A 13,825-nucleotide genomic window follows, 5' to 3' on the forward strand; every position below is an offset into this window, starting at 1 on the left:
TATCAGCTGAGAGTGACCTGACGGTTCGTTAGGCCGCCGCGCGCCCGGCGCTCCTCCGCCGTGAGAGGGGCGTCCGAGGCGAGCGCCGCGGTCAGCCGCTCGGCGAACTCGGCGGCGGGCTTCTCGCACTGCTCCGCGGTCATCGACGTCGGCAGGTCCCACACCGGCACCATCAGGCCGTGGGCGCGGAACGAGCCGACGAGCCGGGTGTCCTGGCCGAGCGAGGTGCCCTCGCCGGCCTGGAGGCGGGCGAGCGCGTCGAGGAGCTTCTCCTCCGGGTACGGCATGACCCAGCGGAGGTGGTTCTTGTCCGGGGTCTCGCACCAGTACGCGGAGTCCACGCTCGTCAGCTTGACGGTCGGGATCGCGGCCGCGTTGGCCCGCTCCAGGGACGCGGCGACCTCCGGGTCGGCGCCGTCCGCGGACTGCGGGATCCAGAACTCGAAGCCGGTGTGGACCTCGGGCGCGAACGCGGCGTCCGCGTCGAGCAGGTCCTGCAGGCGCGGGCCCTCGGCCGGCACGCGGCGCGCGGGGACCGGGCTGCCCGGCTCGGCCTCCAGGGCGCGCTGGAGGGTGTCGGCGAGGTCCCGCGCGAGGTCGCCGGAGGTGGAGTCGTTCTGCAGGGCGAGGAGGACGGAGCCGTCGTCGCGGCGGAGCGCCGGCCACGCCATCGGCAGCACGGTCGCGAGCGTCACGGACGGCACGCCCTCGGGCAGTCCGCCCTTCAGGGTGAGCGGCACGGTGGCGGCGGGCACCAGCTCGCGCAGCGCGACCCAGTCGCACTCGCCGGCCAGGCCCTCGAAGGGGCGCTGGACGAGCTCGGTCACGGCGTGCGCGGCGGCCCGGCCGTGGCACGCCTTGTAGCGGCGGCCCGAACCGCACGGACACGGCTCGCGAGCACCGACGACCGGGATCTCCCCGCTCGTGACCTGTGCCTGACCGGTCTTGCCGGCCTTCGTCTGGGGGCGCTTCTTGGCCATGGTGTGGCTTTCTCCCGATCGCGGCGTGCTGTGCGCTGTGTGCGCTCTGTGCGTGCTGTATCGGGCGCGAGCCTAGCCGCACCGGGCGCGGGTGCCCCTCAGGCGGGGCGCTGCCGGCCCGGGGATCCCGCCCGGCCGCGTCCCGCCACCGGCGCCGGGACGCGACCCCGGTGCGGGGTCAGTCCAGATCGTCGTACGCGTCGAGGAAGTCGAAGCCGGAGCCGCCGCCGACCCGCGTCGCGAAGTCCTCGCGGCGGTGTCCTTCGGTGACGACCACCCAGACGGTCACCTCGCCGGAGGCGCTGTCGCGCACGCCCCAGTCCTGGGCCAGCGCGCCGATGATGTTCAGCCCGCGGCCGCCGCGTGCGGTGACCGAGGGCGTCGACGGAACGGGGCGTGTCGGACCACCGCCGTCCGTGACCTCGACCCTGAGCCCGCCCGCCGGGTCGACCCGCCAGGCCGCCCGCACGTCGCCTTCGCCCCGCTCCGCGCATCCCAGCGGCCTGCCGTACCGACAGGCGTTGCTGAGCAGCTCGGACAGGATCAGCACCGCGTCGTCGACGACGGAGTCGGACACCCCGCTGCGGTACAGCTCGTCCCTCATCCGGTGTCTTGCCTCACCTACGCCGGCAGGGCCATGGGGTACGGCCATGCTCGACGACGTGGGCACCTCTTGTGCCACCACCAACGCCACCCCCGAGACCTCCTTTGCCCCACGCCACCGTGTGGATGCCCCAATGGCCTGGACCGGAAACCGGCCAATCCGCGTTCGATGAGGCACTCGTGACGATCGCGTACACACGGAACGCGCCGGTGCACTCCCTGTAAGTCCTGCTGTGTCCCGTGACGGGTGGGAAAGTGCAGGAGGACGAAAACGGAGAAGTACGGACATGCTCGCGGGGGCGCCGCGAGCGGTACGCGACCGCGACGTGACCCATGTCGCCATGGGCCGTCACCCTGGCACCCCCGATGTCGCCACACGAGGAGTGCCGGGGTGGTGGTCGACGGGGCGGCCGGTGTAGTCGGCGGCGCGGCCCCGCGACGATCCCGTCCCGGTCGGCGGTGCCGCCGGTCAGTCGCGGCTGAGCTGCGCGAGCACCTGCTTCGGGCGGTTGGTGATGATCGCGTCCACGCCCAGTCGCTCGCAGAGCTCGACGTCCTCCGCCTCGTCCACCGTCCAGACGTGGACCTGGTGGCCCGCCTTCTGGAGTCGGAGGATCACCGCCGGGTGGTGGCGGACGATCCGGATCGACGGCCCGGCGATGCGCGCGCCCGCGGGGAGCCGCCCGTCGCGCAGCCGGGGCGTGACGAACTGGGCGAGCGAGACCGTGGGCAGCGTCGGCGAGGCCGCGGCGATCCGGTGCAGCGAGCGGGCCGAGAAGCTCATGATCCGCACCGGGGACTCGGCCGGGGACGCCGGCTCGTCCAGGCCGAACCGCTTCAGGAGCTGGAGCAGCCGCTCCTCGACCTGGCCCGCCCACCGGGTCGGGTGCTTGGTCTCGATGGCCAGCTCGACCCGGCGCCCGGCGTCGGAGACCAGCTCCAGGAGGCGTTCCAGGGTGAGGACGGAGGTGGAGCCGGGATCGCTCGTGTCGGGGCTCTCGCCGGACTCCTCCCGTCCCTTCCAGGTGCCGAAGTCCAGGGCCGCGAGATCGGCCAGTTCCAGGGCGGACACAGCGCCGCGGCCGTTCGAGGTGCGGTCGACGCGGCGGTCGTGGACGCAGACCAGATGGCCGTCGGCGGTGAGCCGGACGTCGCACTCCAGGGCGTCGGCGCCGTCCTCGATGGCCTTCACATAGGCGGCCAGGGTGTGTTCCGGTGCGTCCTCGGATGCTCCACGGTGGGCGACGACCTGGAGGGGGACGCTGTTCGGGTGCTGCCGTGCGTGAGTCACCGCGACATGGTGCCATTGGCGGATGGCCCGGGGCACACCGGAGCATGTCCGTTCTGCCCTATATAAAGGAGAGGGGGTGAATGCACAGCTCCGCCTTACCGTGGCCTGACGTCCGGTGGGAAAAGCTGGTGCAGCACCCTGGAACCCGTAGTGACCAGTAGTGACCCGAAGGACCATCCCCGCGCAGTGAACGAGGAGAGCGAGCTGTGAGCACCGAGAACGAGGGCACGGCGGTTCCGGCGGACCCGGCTGCCCCGTCCGTCCCTCCCACGCCTCCCGTACCCCCGACGACCCCGCCGGCGAAGGCCGAGGAGGCCGCGGGGAACGCCGTCCCGGCTCCCGCCCCCGAGGAGCCCGAGCCGACCCGGCCCCTGCCGCACACCCAGCCCCCGGCCCCCGGGGGCGCTCCGGCGCACGCCCCCGCGCCGACCCCGGCGTACGCCTCCGACCCGGCCCACGCCCCCGACCCGGCCCACGCCCCCGCTCCCGGTCACCCCGAGACGCACGCCCACGCCCAGGCGCACGCCCCGGCAGCCGCCGCGGGCGGGGCCGGTGGCTGGCCCCCGGCCCCGCCCGCCGTCCCGGCCTGGGGCGCGCCGCCCCCGCCCGCCGCCCCCGCGGGCCGCAGGCGGACCGGTGGCGTCGTGGCGGCCGTCCTGGTGGCGGCGCTCGTCGCCGGAGGCATCGGCGGCGGCATCGGCTACTGGGCCGCCGAGCGAGGCGACGACCACGCCTTCGGCTCCACCACGGTCTCCTCGGGCGAGGCCCCGGCCTCCTTCAAGCGCGAGCCCGGCACCGTCGCCGCGGTGGCGGCGAAGGCGCTGCCGAGCGTCGTCACCATCCAGGCGAAGTCCGGCGGCGCCGAGGGCGAGGGCGGCACGGGCACCGGCTTCGTGTACGACCAGGAAGGCCACATCGTCACCAACAACCACGTGGTCGCGTCGGCGGCGGACGGCGGCACGCTCTCCGTGACCTTCTCCGACGGCAAGTCGTACGACGCGGAGGTCGTCGGCCGGGCCGAGGGGTACGACGTGGCCGTCCTCAAGCTGAAGGACGCCCCGAAGGGGCTGACGCCGCTGCCGCTGGGGGACTCCGACAAGGTCGCCGTGGGCGACTCGACGATCGCGATCGGCGCGCCCTTCGGCCTGTCGAACACGGTGACCACGGGCATCATCAGCGCCAAGAACCGCCCGGTCGCCTCGGGCGACGGCTCCGGCGGCGGCAACTCGTACATGAGCGCGCTGCAGACCGACGCCTCGATCAACCCCGGCAACTCCGGCGGTCCGCTGCTCGACGCGAGCGGCGCCGTCATCGGCATCAACTCCGCCATCCAGTCGACCGGCAGCGGCTTCGGCCAGTCCCAGGCGGGCTCGATCGGCCTCGGCTTCGCGATCCCGGTCAACCAGGCCAAGAACGTCGCCCAGCAGCTGATCAAGACCGGCAAGCCGGTCTACCCGGTGATCGGCGCGACCGTGAACATGAACGGCAAGGGCACCGGCGCCACCATCGCCACCCAGGGCGCCGGCGGCACCTCCCCGGTCACCCCCGACGGCCCGGCGGCCAAGGCGGGCCTGAAGGCGGGCGACGTCATCACCGGCTTCGACGGCCACCAGATCGACAGCGGCCCCACCCTCATCAGCGAGATCTGGACCCACAAGCCCGGAGACGCCGTCAAGGTCACCTACGAGCGCGACGGCAGGACCGCCACGGCCACCGTCACCCTCGGCGAACGCACCGGAGACAGCTGACCCGGGACGATCGCACGCGGACGGGCGGGACTTCGACCCGAGCACACCCCCGCCCGCGCCACCGGCCCTCACCGCCGCACCTCCTCAGCCGGTACGCTGTAGCCCGCTCCACCCCGGGTGGGCCGGAGCGGGGGTGGGTTGCCCGAGCGGCCTAAGGGAACGGTCTTGAAAACCGTCGTGGCGCGAGTCACCGTGGGTTCAAATCCCACACCCACCGCAGCGGAAAGGCCCCTGACCGACGATTTCGGTCAGGGGCCTTTCGCGTTCTCCGGGCGGGGCGCCGCGGGTTCCCGAGATGCGGTTCGGGTGGGGCGCCGGGATGCTGGAAGGGCTGGTTATCGCGCTAGGAGGACCAGGATGTCTGTGTTGGACAAGCTCAAGGGCATGCTGAAGGGCCACGAGGACCAAGCCTCGAAGGGCATCGACAAGGCCGGCGACGCCGTCGACGGGAAGACCCAGGGCAAGTACAGCGGTCAGGTCGACACAGCCCAGGACAAGCTCAAGGGGCAGCTGGGAGGAACGGGCCAGGGCCCGGAGTCCCCGCCCCAGCAGTAGGACCGTGCCGTGCCCGCCGTCGCGGGCCGGTGATGCCGAAGGGGCGCCCCGGGTCGTTCGGGGGCGCCCCTTTCGCGGTCCCGGCGCGGTAATCCCTTGGCCAGGCCGGGATGCGGCGGTTTGAATGCGGCGGGAAGTGAGCGGAGGAAGGGGTCGGGCGTGGTGCGCATCGTGCTCGTGCGGGGGGACATCACCGCGGAGGAGGTGGACGCGGTGGTGAACGCCGCCAACTCCTCGCTGCTCGGGGGTGGCGGAGTCGACGGGGCCATTCACCGCAAGGGCGGGCCCGAGATCCTCGCCGCCTGCCAGGACCTGCGCCGCTCTCACTACGGGAAGGGGCTGCCGACCGGACGGGCGGTGGCGACCACGGCGGGGCGGCTGCCCGCCCGGCACGTGATCCACACGGTGGGGCCGGTCTGGTCGCGGGAGGAGGACCGCTCGGAACTGCTGGCCTCCTGCTACCGCGCGTCGCTGCGGGTGGCGGACGAACTGGGGGACCGCACGGTCGCGTTCCCGGCGATCTCCACCGGCATCTACGGCTGGCCGATGGAGGACGGGGCCCGGATCGCCGTGGGGACCGTGCGGGCGGCCCGTACGCAGGTGGAGGAAGTGCGTTTCGTGCTGTTCGACGCGCACGCGTACGCGGCTTTCGAGGCGGCGGTGCGGGACCTGTAGGGCCCGCGGATCGAATTTCTTCTCCTTTCCGGTAAGCGTGCTCGATTTCCTCGTGCGGGAGACGCGCCGAGGAGTGCGGTCCGGGAGCGGGGCGGGCGCGGACGGTGCCGGAACGCTTCCTCTCTTGCGGCGCACCGGCCGTGCCTGCCCCGGCGGCCCCGCACCCCGGTGAGCTGCGCGTTTCCTCGGAGTGCCGGGGTTTATCTGCTTGTCCTCACGCTTGAGGGGGAATAGGCCGCTCCGGTCTGGTTCGCCGGGGATTCGGTGGGCAACTCTGGAGTCGCGACGTCGAGCAGAAAACGACCGGGGCGGTAGGCCGACCGCCTTGGACATGGCCGTACTTCGAATCACTTCAGACCGCTTCAGAGCAGTTCCGTGCACCAGCACCAGCATTCAGTTCCCGGAGGAACACACATGGCAAGCATCCGTACCGCCCGCGTCCTCGCCGCTGCCGCCGCCCTGCCCCTCGCCGCCGCGCTCTTCAGCGGGGTGGCCCAGGCCGACAACGGAGGATTCGCGGACGACGGATCGAACACGAGCGTCGCCACGATCATCGGCAGCGGCGTCGGTGGCGACAACAACGGCAACTCGACCACGACGCAGCAGGTGGCGACCGGTTCCGGTGCCTCGAACCAGAACAACACCGCGAGTGTGAACGGCTCCGCGTTCACCCACATCAACCAGGCCAACGCGGTGGTCAACTTCCACCCGTGGTGGTGAGCGGAGCACGGCAGCCGGCCCGACGGGGGGCGTGACCGCGGTGTGAACGACGGCCCGCGCGGCGGTACTTCGGTACCGGCGTGCGGGCCGTCGGGCTGTTCGCGTGTCCGCGCCTTGACAGGCATCCCGAATCTGACGGACAGTCAGAAACCTCAGTCGTCCCACGGGAGGCCGTTGCCGTGCACCTCGCCCCGACCGAGCGGCAGCTGCGGCTGCGCGCCGAACTCCGTGCGTACTTCCGGGAGCTGATGCCCGACGGGCCGCCACCGCACGACGACACCGGTGCCCAGCGCCGGCTGCTCCGCCGCATCGGCGCGGACGGGCTCCTCGGCCTCGGCTGGCCCGAGGAGTACGGAGGGCGGGGCCGGGGACCCGACGAGCAGTTCGTCTTCTTCGACGAGGCGTACCGCGCCGGCGCACCCGTCTCGATGGTCACGCTCAACACCGTGGGCCCCACCTTGATGGCGTACGGGACGGAGGAGCAGAAGGCCGCGCTCCTGCCCGGGATCCTGCGCGGCGAGACCGTCTTCGCCATCGGGTACAGCGAGCCCGAGGCCGGCACCGACCTCGCCTCCCTGCGGACGCGGGCGGTCAGGGACGGCGACTCCTGGATCATCGACGGCCAGAAGGTCTTCACCTCCAACGCACAGAACGCCGACTGGATCTGGCTCGCCTGCCGGACCGATCCCGACGCGCCCCCGCACCGCGGCATCTCCATCGTCCTCGTCCCCACCGACGCCCCCGGCTTCTCCTGGACCCCGATCGAGACCGTGGGCGGGCTGACGACGACGGCGACGCACTACGACGGGATACGGGTCCCCGCGGGCCACCTCGTCGGGCCCGAGCACGGCGGCTGGGGGCTCATCACCAGCCAGCTCAACCACGAGCGGGTGGCGCTCGCCGCGATCGGCATGCAGGCCGAGGACTTCTTCGCGGCCGTGCTCGACCGGGCGCGTACCCCCGATCCGGTGACGGGCCGGCGTCGCATTGACGAGCCGTGGATCCGGATCCGGGCCGCCGAAGCGCACGCGCGGCTGGCCGCGACACGCCTGCTGAACTGGCGTTTGGTGGGGGACGTGGGGGCCGGTCGCCTGGCCCCGGGGGACGCGAGCGGAGTGAAGTTCGCGGGAACCGAATCGGCGGTGGAGGTGTATCGAATATGTCAGGAGATCGCGGGCGGGGCGGGGACGGTGCGAGCGGGATCGCCGGGGGAGTTCGACGGCGGTGAGCTGGAGCGCATGAACCGCGCCGCGCAGATCAACACCTTCGGGGGAGGGGTGAGCGAGGTGCAGCGCGAGATCGTCGCGAGGATGCGGCTCGGCATGAAGGGGAGGGGGCGGCGATGACCGGCGCGGAGCGGGACGACCCGTTGTACGCCCGGCTCGTGGCCTACGAGGGCCGGTCCGCCGCCACGGCCGGAACCGGGAAGGACCCGGTCAACCCGGCCATGATCCGGCACTGGTGCGAGGCCATGGGCGACGAGCACCCCGCCTACCGGGGACCGGACGCCGTCGCGCCCCCGACGATGCTCCAGGCATGGACGATGGGCGGACTCTCGGGGCACACGGACCGCTCCGGGGCCTACGAGGAGCTGTCGGCGCTCCTCGACGGCGCCGGGTACACCTCGGTGGTCGCCACCGACTGCGAGCAGGAGTACCTGAGGCCGCTGCGGCCCGGCGACGAGATCACCTTCGACGCCGTCATCGAGTCCGTCTCCCCGCGCAAGACCACCAGGCTGGGCACCGGCCACTTCGTGACGACCCGGATGGACGTGCGGGCGGCCGGCGAGCTCGCCGGCACCCACCGCTTCCGCATCCTCAAGTACGCCCCGGCGGCCCGCCCCGCGGGCCCGGCTCCCGGGAGCCGGGACGAGCGGCCGAAGGCGCGGCGGCCGAGGCCCGTGGTCAACCGGGACAACGCCGGGTTCTGGGAGGGGGTGGCCGCGCACAGGCTGCTCGTCCAGCGCTGCACCGCCTGCGCGACCCTGCGCTTCCCCTGGCTGCCGGGGTGCGCCGAGTGCGGCTCGCGCGCGTGGGACACGGTCGAGGCGAGCGGCGCCGGGACCGTCTTCTCGTACGTGGTGATGCACCACCCGTCCTTCCCGGCCTTCGACCCGCCGTACGCGGTCGGGCTCGTCGAACTCGCCGAAGGCGTGCGGATGGTCAGCAACGTGGTGGGAGTGCCGTACGACAAGGTGCGGATCGGGATGCCGGTACGGCTGGAGTTCCTGCGGGTCGACGAGGAGCTGGAGCTTCCCGTCTTCCGAGCGGGAGGGGAGGACTGACATGGACTTCACCCCCACCGAGGAGCAGGAGGCGGCCCGGGAACTGGCCGGGCGGATCTTCGGCGACCTCTCCGGCCACGAGCGGCTGAGCGCCGCCGGGACCGGCACCGACGCCGAGCTCTGGAAGGCGCTCTGCGCGGCCGGTCTCCCCGGCTCCGTCGAGGAGACCGGCCTGCTCGGTCTGGTCCTGCTGCTGGAGGAACAGGGCCGCACCACGGCCCAGGTGCCCTTCGCCGCGAGCTGTGTGTACGGGATCCTCGCGATCGCCCGCCACGGCACGGAGGAGCAGCGCGACCGGTTCCTGCCCGGCCTGCGCGACGGGACGACGGTGGTGACGGGAGCCCTCCCGGCGCCCGGCACGGTCGCCGCGCGGGACGGGCGGCTCAGCGGGACCGTGGAGTGGGTGCCGTGGCTCAGGGACGCCACCCACGTCCTCGTCCCGGACCAGGACCGGGCCCTGTGGCTCGTCCGTACCCAGGACGTGGCCCGGGTCGAGGCGGTGGAGCTCACCGCGCCCTGGTCCGCCGGCCGGCTCGTCCTCGCCGGGACGCCCGCCGAGCGCCTGGGGGGCCCCGGGCCGGCTGCGGGCCCCGGGCCGGACGAGGGCCCCGGGCGAAACGAGGACCCCGGACGGAACGAGGACCCCGGACGGAACGAGGGCCCAGGACGGAACGCGGGCCCAGGACCGGACGCGGCGTACGCGCCGGACGCGGGCCCCGCGCCGGACGCGGCGTACGCGCAGGTGCTGACGGCGGCGCGGATCGCCTTCGCCGGTCTCCAGGCCGGGGTCTGCGCCGGGTCGCTGGCCAGAGCCGTGGAGTACACCGCGGTGCGGGAGCAGTTCGGCCGGCCGCTCGCCACGCACCAGGCGGTGCAACTGCGGGCCGCCGACGCGCACATGGACACGGAGGCCATCCGGGTCACGGCCTACGAGGCCGCGTGGCGGTTCGACGAGGGTCTGGACGCCACGGGCGCCGCGCTGACGGCCGCGTGGTGGGCCTCCGAAGCGGGAAAGCGGGTCGTGCACACCGGACAGCATCTGCACGGCGGCATGGGCGCGGACCTCGACCACCCCGTCCACCGCCACTTCCTGTGGGGCCGCCAGCTCGACGCCCATCTGGGCTGCGGCACCGAACTCCTCGCCGAGCTCGGCGACCTGCTCGCGAAGGGGGACCCGTCATGAAGCCCGGGGACGAGCTGCCGCCGCTGCGTATCCCGATCACCCGCACCCTGATCGTCGCCGGGGCCGTCGCCTCCCGCGACTACCAGGACGTGCACCACGACGCCGAGCTGGCCCGCGAGAAGGGGTCCCCGGACATCTTCATGAACATCCTGACCACCAACGGGCTCGTCGGCCGGTACGTCACCGACCACTTCGGCCCCCGGGCCGTCCTGCGCAAGGTCGCCATCCGGCTCGGCGCCCCCAACCACCCGGGGGACACGATGGTCCTGACCGGCACGGTCACCGCAGTCGACGGTGACACGGTCGGCGTCCGGATCACCGGGGCGAACGGCCTGGGGAACCACGTCACCGGCACGGTCACCGTGGAGGTCGTGCGATGAGCCTGCGGACCCGGGACGACCTCGGCGGCCGGGCGGCCGTCGTGGGCATCGGCGCGACCGAGTTCTCCAAGGACTCCGGCCGCAGTGAGCTCTCCCTCGCCGTGGAGGCGGTGCGGGCGGCGCTCGACGACGCCGGTCTCACCCCGGCCGACGTCGACGGCCTGGTCACCTTCACCATGGACACCAACCCGGAGATCACCGTCGCCCAGGCGTCCGGGATCGGCGAGCTGTCGTTCTTCTCCCGCGTGCACTACGGAGGCGGGGCCGCCTGCGCCACCGTGCAGCAGGCCGCGCTCGCCGTCGCGGCCGGCGTCGCCGAGGTCGTCGTCTGCTACCGGGCGTTCAACGAGCGCTCCGGGCGCCGCTTCGGCTCCGGGGTCCAGCAGCGCGAGCCCTCCGCCGAAGGGGCCGCGCTGGGCTGGCAGTTGCCCTTCGGCCTCCTCACCCCGGCCTCCTGGGTCGCCATGGCCGCCCAGCGGTACCTCCACGCCTACGGACTGACCCCGGACGCCTTCGGACACGTCGCCGTCACCGACCGCCGGCACGCGGCCCGCAACCCCGCCGCCTACTTCCACGGGAAGCCGATCACCCTCGCGGACCACGCCGCCTCGCGCTGGATCGTCGAGCCCCTCCGGCTCCTCGACTGCTGCCAGGAGACCGACGGCGGCCAGGCGATCGTCGTCACCTCCGCCGAGCGCGCCCGCGACCTGCCGAACCCGCCCGCCGTGATCCTGGCCGCGGCGCAGGGAGCCGGGCGCCGGCAGGAGGCCATGACCAGCTTCTACCGGGACGACCTCACCGGACTACCGGAGATGGGCGTGGTGGCCCGTCAGCTGTGGCGGACGTCCGGGCTCGCGCCGAGCGACATCGACGTGGGCATCCTCTACGACCACTTCACCCCGTTCGTGCTGATGCAGCTGGAGGAGTTCGGCTTCTGCGGCCCGGGGGAGGCGGCCGACTTCGTCGCGGCCGACGCGCTCCCGCTGAACACCCACGGAGGCCAGCTCGGCGAGGCGTACCTCCACGGCATGAACGGCATCGCGGAGGCCGTGCGCCAGGTGCGCGGCACCTCGGTGAACCAGATACCCGGCGCGGCCCGGACCCTGGTGACCGCGGGGACGGGGGTTCCCACGTCCGGGTTGATCCTGGGCTCGGACGGCTGAGGCGACGGGCCCAGCGGTGGCCGGGCGGCGCGGGCGGTTCTTCACTCGCGCCATGAGCACCAGCGCCCGGCCACCCGTGCCACCCGTCCCTCCGCCCACGCGCGGACCCGTCTCCGAGTCGCCGTCGACACCGCTTCCGCCTCCCTCGCCGCCCCTCCCTCCCGCACCTCCGCCCCCTCGGCGGTCGGGGCAGGCCGCCAGGGTGCGGGCCGTGGTGGCCGCGCTGGCCGCGGGGGTGGCCGGTGCGGCGCTCCTCGCCTCCCCGGAGCCGGCCGGTGAGCGGACCCGGCAGGAAGACCCGCCTGCCCGGGCCGGAGCCCCCGCCGGTGGCGCTCCGGCTGGCTCCGCCGCCGGTGAGCCCGCGCTGTTCGCGGGCCGGGCGTTCGACACCTGCGAGGCCCCGTCCCTCGCGGTGATGCAGGCGTGGCGCAGTTCGCCGTACGGGGCCGTCGGGATCTACATCGGCGGGCGGGGCCGCGGCTGCCCCACGCAGCGGGAGCTCACGGGGGAGTGGGTCGCCTCGGTGCACGCCATGGGCTGGCGGCTGCTGCCCCTCTTCGTCGGCTCGCAGGCGCCGTGCGTCGTCGCCCCGGCCAAGAGGCCGTTCGCCATCGGCTCCAACCCCGTGAGCCAGGGCACCGGCGAGGCGGCGGAGGCGGTGCGGGCGGCGAAGGCCCTCGGGCTGGCCGAGAGCAGCCCGCTCTACCTCGACATCGAGGGCTACCGCCGCGAGGACGCGGGCTGCGCGGCGACCACCCTCTCCTTCGTCCGCGCCTGGAACCGGGAGGTACGACGCCTCGGCTACCTCCCCGGCTTCTACAGCAGCGCCGATTCGGGCGTGCAGGACATCGAACAGGCGCGGCGGGCGGGCACGCAGGACATGCCCGCCGTGATGTGGTTCGCGCGCTGGAACGGTTCGGCCACACTGGACTCCGAGCCTGCGCTGCATCCCCAGGCATGGACGCCGCACGCCCGGATCCACCAGTACGCGGGCGACGTCGCCGAGTCGTACGGCGGCCGGCGCCTCATGATCGACCGCAACGTCGTGGACGCGCCCGTCGCCCGTCCCGCGACCAGGACCGTCACCGGCGCCGCCGCCGCGGCGGCGGCATCGTCCGCCCCCAAGCCGACCGCCGCACCCAGCCCGCCGCCCGCGACCAAGCCGACGTCCGCCCCCAAGCCGACAGCCACGCCCAAGCCGACAGTCGGCCCCGAGACGTCGACCACGCCCAAGCCGACGGCCGCACCCAGCTCGCCGGCCGCGACCGAACCGACGGCCGTGCCCCTTCCCCCGGCCGCGACCGGGCCGACGGTCGTGACCCTCCCCCTGGCGGCCACGCCCAAGCCGACCGCCGCACCGAGCGCCCCGGCCGCGACCGATCCGGCGGCCGTGCCCCTTCCGCCGCGCGTGTCCCCGACGTCGCCCTGACCCCGTGGGGCACCGGGGTCCGGCTGCTCCCACCCCGAGACGGGCCCTGACCTCGCCGGGGCCCGGGGCCTGCGGACCTCGACCGCGGGGCACGGCGACCCTGAGGCGTAGGGAGGGGGGCCTCTCCACCCAGAGGAGGTGGAGGTGTCCCCCTCCCTACAACCTGAGGCGGACCGGGGTTCGGGACCTGGGGCCGATCCGCGGGGGACGGTCCGCTCCTAGCGTGGAGTCATGACTCCGCCACCCTCTGGCCCCGTCTGCGCCGGTGCCTCGCAGTACGCGTCGTACTCGACCTTCTCCTCGTACGTACGGGCGCGCGGGCCCGTGCTCCTGCGCACCGCACGCTCGCTGACCGCGAACCCGTCGGACGCGGAGGACCTGCTCCAGACCGCCCTCGCCAAGACGTACATGGCCTGGGAGCGGATCGAGGACCACCGGGCCCTGGACGGCTACGTCCGTCGCGCGCTGCTGAACACGCGCACGTCGCAGTGGCGCAAGCGCAAGGTCGACGAGGTCGTCTGCGAGGAGCTGCCGGAGCCGGTGGGGCTGCCGCAGCCGGACCCGGCCGAGCGGCAGGCACTGCACGACGCGATGTGGCGGGCGGTGCTGAAGCTGCCGGAGCGCCAGCGGCAGATGGTGGTGCTGCGGTACTACGAGGACCTGAGCGAGGCGCAGACCGCCGAGGTGCTCGGGGTGTCGGTCGGCACGGTGAAGAGCGCGGTGTCCCGGGCGCTCGGCAAGCTCCGCGAGGACCCGGAGCTGGCGCCCGTACGGTAGCGAACCCTCCCGCCGCGGCCGGTCCCGGCACTCACGC

14 protein-coding genes and 1 tRNA gene are annotated in these 13,825 nt (G+C 73.7%); 12 read left to right on the plus strand and 3 right to left on the minus strand.

Annotation, left to right across the window (positions count from 1 at the left end):
* Positions 1 to 2 precede the first annotated feature (2 nt).
* The 3 genes from AB0424_RS08375 to AB0424_RS08385 all read right to left on the minus strand — a co-directional run bounded on the left by AB0424_RS08375 (position 3) and on the right by AB0424_RS08385 (position 2,874).
* Entirely contained in the window at positions 3 to 980 is a 978-nt protein-coding gene (locus AB0424_RS08375; protein WP_366303153.1) for a DUF5926 family protein, read from the minus strand.
* A gap of 178 nt (positions 981 to 1,158) precedes the next feature.
* Positions 1,159 to 1,761: an ATP-binding protein gene (locus AB0424_RS08380; protein ID WP_366303155.1), complete on the minus strand. Its 603-nt coding sequence runs from the start codon at positions 1,759 to 1,761 to the stop codon at positions 1,159 to 1,161.
* Between the two features lie 291 nt (positions 1,762 to 2,052).
* On the minus strand, positions 2,053 to 2,874 hold the full coding sequence (locus AB0424_RS08385; RefSeq protein ID WP_366303157.1) for a glycerophosphodiester phosphodiesterase: 822 nt from the start codon (positions 2,872 to 2,874) through the stop codon (positions 2,053 to 2,055).
* A gap of 206 nt (positions 2,875 to 3,080) precedes the next feature.
* Between AB0424_RS08385 and AB0424_RS08390 the strand changes: the two genes are divergently transcribed.
* The 12 genes from AB0424_RS08390 to AB0424_RS08445 all read left to right on the plus strand — a co-directional run bounded on the left by AB0424_RS08390 (position 3,081) and on the right by AB0424_RS08445 (position 13,788).
* Positions 3,081 to 4,622, plus strand: coding sequence for a trypsin-like peptidase domain-containing protein (locus AB0424_RS08390; protein ID WP_366303159.1), 1,542 nt, complete (start codon positions 3,081 to 3,083; stop codon positions 4,620 to 4,622).
* Positions 4,623 to 4,754: 132 nt separating this feature from the next.
* Positions 4,755 to 4,839 (plus strand) — tRNA-Ser (locus AB0424_RS08395).
* 140 nt (positions 4,840 to 4,979) lie between these two features.
* Complete coding sequence (locus AB0424_RS08400; RefSeq protein ID WP_366303161.1) at positions 4,980 to 5,177, plus strand: antitoxin; 198 nt, start codon at positions 4,980 to 4,982, stop codon at positions 5,175 to 5,177.
* A gap of 159 nt (positions 5,178 to 5,336) precedes the next feature.
* The gene (locus tag AB0424_RS08405) at positions 5,337 to 5,852 is read left to right on the plus strand and encodes an O-acetyl-ADP-ribose deacetylase (RefSeq protein WP_366303163.1); all 516 of its coding nucleotides are present in this window, start codon (positions 5,337 to 5,339) and stop codon (positions 5,850 to 5,852) included.
* Positions 5,853 to 6,266: 414 nt separating this feature from the next.
* A complete protein-coding gene (locus tag AB0424_RS08410; RefSeq protein WP_366303165.1) occupies positions 6,267 to 6,572 on the plus strand; it encodes a hypothetical protein in 306 nt (101 codons plus the stop codon).
* A gap of 179 nt (positions 6,573 to 6,751) precedes the next feature.
* Positions 6,752 to 7,918, plus strand: a complete 1,167-nt coding sequence (locus AB0424_RS08415; protein ID WP_366303167.1) for an acyl-CoA dehydrogenase family protein — start codon at positions 6,752 to 6,754, stop codon at positions 7,916 to 7,918.
* The gene (locus AB0424_RS08420) at positions 7,915 to 8,856 is read left to right on the plus strand and encodes a bifunctional MaoC family dehydratase N-terminal/OB-fold nucleic acid binding domain-containing protein (protein ID WP_366303169.1); all 942 of its coding nucleotides are present in this window, start codon (positions 7,915 to 7,917) and stop codon (positions 8,854 to 8,856) included. Before AB0424_RS08415 ends, AB0424_RS08420 begins: the two co-directional genes overlap by 4 nt.
* 1 nt (position 8,857) lies before the next feature.
* Positions 8,858 to 10,039 (plus strand): acyl-CoA dehydrogenase family protein, encoded by a 1,182-nt coding sequence (locus tag AB0424_RS08425; RefSeq protein ID WP_366303171.1) that lies wholly within the window; start codon positions 8,858 to 8,860, stop codon positions 10,037 to 10,039.
* A complete protein-coding gene (locus tag AB0424_RS08430; protein WP_366303172.1) occupies positions 10,036 to 10,419 on the plus strand; it encodes a MaoC family dehydratase in 384 nt (127 codons plus the stop codon). Before AB0424_RS08425 ends, AB0424_RS08430 begins: the two co-directional genes overlap by 4 nt.
* Entirely contained in the window at positions 10,416 to 11,582 is a 1,167-nt protein-coding gene (locus tag AB0424_RS08435) for a lipid-transfer protein (protein WP_366303174.1), read from the plus strand. Before AB0424_RS08430 ends, AB0424_RS08435 begins: the two co-directional genes overlap by 4 nt.
* 211 nt (positions 11,583 to 11,793) lie before the next feature.
* The gene (locus tag AB0424_RS08440; protein ID WP_366303176.1) at positions 11,794 to 13,011 is read left to right on the plus strand and encodes a glycoside hydrolase domain-containing protein; all 1,218 of its coding nucleotides are present in this window, start codon (positions 11,794 to 11,796) and stop codon (positions 13,009 to 13,011) included.
* 231 nt (positions 13,012 to 13,242) lie between these two features.
* Entirely contained in the window at positions 13,243 to 13,788 is a 546-nt protein-coding gene (locus AB0424_RS08445) for a SigE family RNA polymerase sigma factor (protein WP_366303178.1), read from the plus strand.
* Positions 13,789 to 13,825: the final 37 nt, after the last annotated feature.

Origin of the sequence: Streptomyces sp. NPDC051180 (assembly GCF_040689545.1) — a bacterium.
Classification (GTDB): domain Bacteria; phylum Actinomycetota; class Actinomycetes; order Streptomycetales; family Streptomycetaceae; genus Streptomyces.

What these genes read in the sequence shown, in the direction of transcription:
- AB0424_RS08375 (WP_366303153.1), bottom strand. Translation starts at nt 980, where the DNA reads ATGGCCAAGAAGCGCCCCCAGACGAAGGCCGGCAAGACCGGTCAGGCA.
- AB0424_RS08400 (WP_366303161.1), top strand. Translation starts at nt 4,980, where the DNA reads ATGTCTGTGTTGGACAAGCTCAAGGGCATGCTGAAGGGCCACGAGGAC.
- AB0424_RS08410 (WP_366303165.1), top strand. Translation starts at nt 6,267, where the DNA reads ATGGCAAGCATCCGTACCGCCCGCGTCCTCGCCGCTGCCGCCGCCCTG.
- AB0424_RS08420 (WP_366303169.1), top strand. Translation starts at nt 7,915, where the DNA reads ATGACCGGCGCGGAGCGGGACGACCCGTTGTACGCCCGGCTCGTGGCC.
- AB0424_RS08425 (WP_366303171.1), top strand. Translation starts at nt 8,858, where the DNA reads ATGGACTTCACCCCCACCGAGGAGCAGGAGGCGGCCCGGGAACTGGCC.
- AB0424_RS08430 (WP_366303172.1), top strand. Translation starts at nt 10,036, where the DNA reads ATGAAGCCCGGGGACGAGCTGCCGCCGCTGCGTATCCCGATCACCCGC.
- AB0424_RS08435 (WP_366303174.1), top strand. Translation starts at nt 10,416, where the DNA reads ATGAGCCTGCGGACCCGGGACGACCTCGGCGGCCGGGCGGCCGTCGTG.
- AB0424_RS08445 (WP_366303178.1), top strand. Translation starts at nt 13,243, where the DNA reads ATGACTCCGCCACCCTCTGGCCCCGTCTGCGCCGGTGCCTCGCAGTAC.